This is a genomic window from Candidatus Obscuribacterales bacterium (assembly GCA_036703605.1).
GTDB lineage: Bacteria > Cyanobacteriota > Cyanobacteriia > RECH01 > RECH01 > RECH01.
In genome coordinates this window covers 1-2,655 of sequence record DATNRH010001112.1, presented here as the reverse complement: position 1 = coordinate 2,655, position 2,655 = coordinate 1, and the positions used below count along the sequence as shown (strand labels likewise).

General features: G+C 52.9%; 3 protein-coding genes. 2 read left to right on the top strand and 1 reads right to left on the bottom strand.

Annotation, left to right across the window (positions count from 1 at the left end):
* Nucleotides 1-318 precede the first annotated feature (318 nt).
* Complete coding sequence (accC, locus tag V6D20_23115) at nt 319-1,668, top strand: acetyl-CoA carboxylase biotin carboxylase subunit (GenBank protein HEY9818670.1); 1,350 nt, start codon at nt 319-321, stop codon at nt 1,666-1,668.
* A 54-nt stretch (nt 1,669-1,722) separates the two neighbouring features.
* Here the strand turns inward: accC and V6D20_23110 are convergent, their stop codons facing one another.
* A complete protein-coding gene (locus V6D20_23110; protein ID HEY9818669.1) occupies nt 1,723-2,019 on the bottom strand; it encodes a YggT family protein in 297 nt (98 codons plus the stop codon).
* A 352-nt stretch (nt 2,020-2,371) separates the two neighbouring features.
* Here V6D20_23110 and V6D20_23105 point away from each other — a divergent pair, with 352 nt between their 5' ends.
* Nucleotides 2,372-2,491, top strand: coding sequence for a photosystem II reaction center X protein (locus tag V6D20_23105; protein ID HEY9818668.1), 120 nt, complete (start codon nt 2,372-2,374; stop codon nt 2,489-2,491).
* The last annotated feature ends 164 nt before the right edge of the window (nt 2,492-2,655 follow it).

The following is a 2,655-nucleotide window of genomic DNA, read 5'->3' as shown; positions in this document are numbered from 1 at the left end:
TCAGATGGACGAGGACATTCAGAGCTTGGGGGATTTTGAACCCGCGTAGACGGATTTGGTCTGTATAGCCGCGACGTTAGTCGCCGGGACGCTGGAACTTTCATGACCCATCAAGGTAGGAGACTCTGGAGCCATAACGTTATCGAACTTACGTTTTCCTGAGAGTCGCGACACCTGCATGATAGGATGAACTACTGTTCACTGGGATATCGTCCTGTTTCCTGAGCAACTGCCTCATGGGTCTCTGAGTAAGCGTCTGTTCAGGAGGACTCAGAGGGCCGATTCACGAAGGAGCATAGACGTTTGCGAAGCGAGACGATGCGGTTTTCCAAGATATTAATTGCCAACCGGGGAGAAATTGCCCTTCGCATTCTCCGCACCTGTGAAGAAATGGGCATCGCCACCGTTGCCGTCCATTCCACCATCGATCGCCATGCGCTGCACGTGCAGTTGGCGGATGAGGCGGTTTGTATTGGTGATGCACCTAGTAGCAAAAGCTACCTCAATATTCCCAACATCATTGCAGCAGCGCTGACGCGGAATGCGGCAGCCATCCATCCTGGCTATGGCTTCTTGGCTGAAAATGCCCGGTTTGCCGAAATTTGTGCCGATCACCAAATTGCTTTTATTGGCCCCAGCCCTGATTCCATGATGGCGATGGGTGACAAGTCTACAGCTCGGGAAACCATGAAGCGCATTGGTGTGCCGACGGTTCCGGGCAGTGATGGGTTGGTAGCTGATGAGCAAAGTGCTTTGGCGATCGCTCAAGAGATGGGTTATCCGCTGATGGTGAAGGCGACGGCCGGCGGTGGCGGGCGCGGTATGCGCTTGGTGCGGAGCCAAGATGAGTTGGTCAAATCTTTCCTGGCAGCTCAAGGTGAAGCAGAAGCAGCCTTTGGTAATCCAGGAGTTTACCTAGAAAAATTTATTGAACGTCCCCGCCACATTGAGTTTCAGATCCTGGCAGACAGCCACGGCAATGTGGTGCATCTGGGTGAACGGGACTGCTCAATTCAGCGCCGTCACCAAAAGCTGCTGGAAGAATCCCCCAGTCCAGCGCTAACGCCTTCCCTACGCGAAAAAATGGGAAACGCAGCGGTGAAGGTTGCCAAATCCATTGGCTATGTGGGCGCTGGGACGGTGGAGTTTTTGCTGGATCAGTCTGGCAAGTTCTACTTCATGGAAATGAACACTCGCATTCAGGTCGAGCATCCGGTCACAGAAATGGTCACCGGTCTTGATTTGATCGCCGAACAAATCCGTATTGCCCAAGGTGAACGCTTAGGGTACAACCAAAAGCAGGTGCAGTTGAATGGGCATACCATCGAATGCCGTATCAATGCTGAAGATCCCGAGCACAACTTCCGCCCCAGTCCTGGACGAATCAGCGGCTACCTACCACCGGGCGGCCCCGGCGTGCGCATGGACTCCCATGTGTATACCGACTACGAAATTCCGCCCTACTATGACTCTCTCATTGGCAAGCTGATTGTTTGGGCTCCCGATCGCCCCTCAGCCATCCAGCGAATGCGGCGGGCCCTGCGAGAATGCGCCATTACAGGATTGCCCACCACCATCAGCTTCCATCAAAAAATTATGGAGTCTCCCCAGTTCATTCAGGGTGAGGTCTACACCAATTTTGTTGAACAGTTTATGCTAACCCTGTAGGGCGATCGCTGCCTAGATACCCGGTCTAACCTAGCGATGTGGTCTAGATCAGGTCTAGATCAAGTGATGCGACCAAAGGGTGAGCAAGCCCTGCTGCCCCAGCAAAATTTCCTGCAGCAGACTGGCAATGCCCACCCAAATAATTGGGCTGACATCCACACCACCCAAAGGCGGGATTAGTTTGCGAGTAGGACGCAAAAAGGGTTCGGTGGGCCAAGCCACAATGTTGAAGGGCAGGCTGTTGAGATCCGCTTGGGGATACCAGGTGAGAATGATCCGGAGCACGAAGAGGAGGATCATGCTGCCCAGGAGAATACCCAGTCCCCAACTGGTTACGGTTGCTGAAATCATAGTGCTACTCCATGGCATAAACGGCGATCGCTGATTCTGTCCCGAGATGCTCGTTAGGGCAGTCTAGCTCCCCTCGATACTGAGGGCGATCGCCTAGAACTGTAACAATTTATTGCGTGTATTTTAGCGCGAGACGGGGACAAGAGCCGCAGGTGTATTCAGGGATCTCCTAGGGGCGATTGCCCTGAATGCGCCATAATAGGGAGGATTGCACGCTGGGTGTAGAGTGGTCTGTTTAGGCTAGCTCCATCTCAGCAGACAAATCCTTGATAGATTTGCGATGCCCTTCTCAAAAAAAGGGGCGATCGATAAGATAATTGAAGAAACAATTCAGAAAACAAGACATAAACCCATGACCCCATCTTTAGCCAATTTTTTGTACAGCCTGCTAGCGGGTGCCATTATCATCGTGATTCCGGCCACGATTGCCCTCGTGATTATCAGCCAGCGGGACAAGATCCAACGCTCTTGATGGTCAACAACGCAGATGCCGGTCTACGCTGGCTCTGAGACTGGAACCAGAACCTCACGAGACCCCGTCATGGTGATCGTGGGGTTCTGTTTTAGGATTCCCCCATCACTCATGCCAGCATGTTGCTGCAAGCGATGGAGCGATCGCACCAGGTCAGTTTGCAC

Bases quoted from the DNA above. Each gene is read 5' to 3' on its own strand.
- accC (HEY9818670.1), top strand. From the start codon at position 319: ATGCGGTTTTCCAAGATATTAATTGCCAACCGGGGAGAAATTGCCCTT.
- V6D20_23110 (HEY9818669.1), bottom strand. From the start codon at position 2,019: ATGATTTCAGCAACCGTAACCAGTTGGGGACTGGGTATTCTCCTGGGC.
- V6D20_23105 (HEY9818668.1), top strand. From the start codon at position 2,372: ATGACCCCATCTTTAGCCAATTTTTTGTACAGCCTGCTAGCGGGTGCC.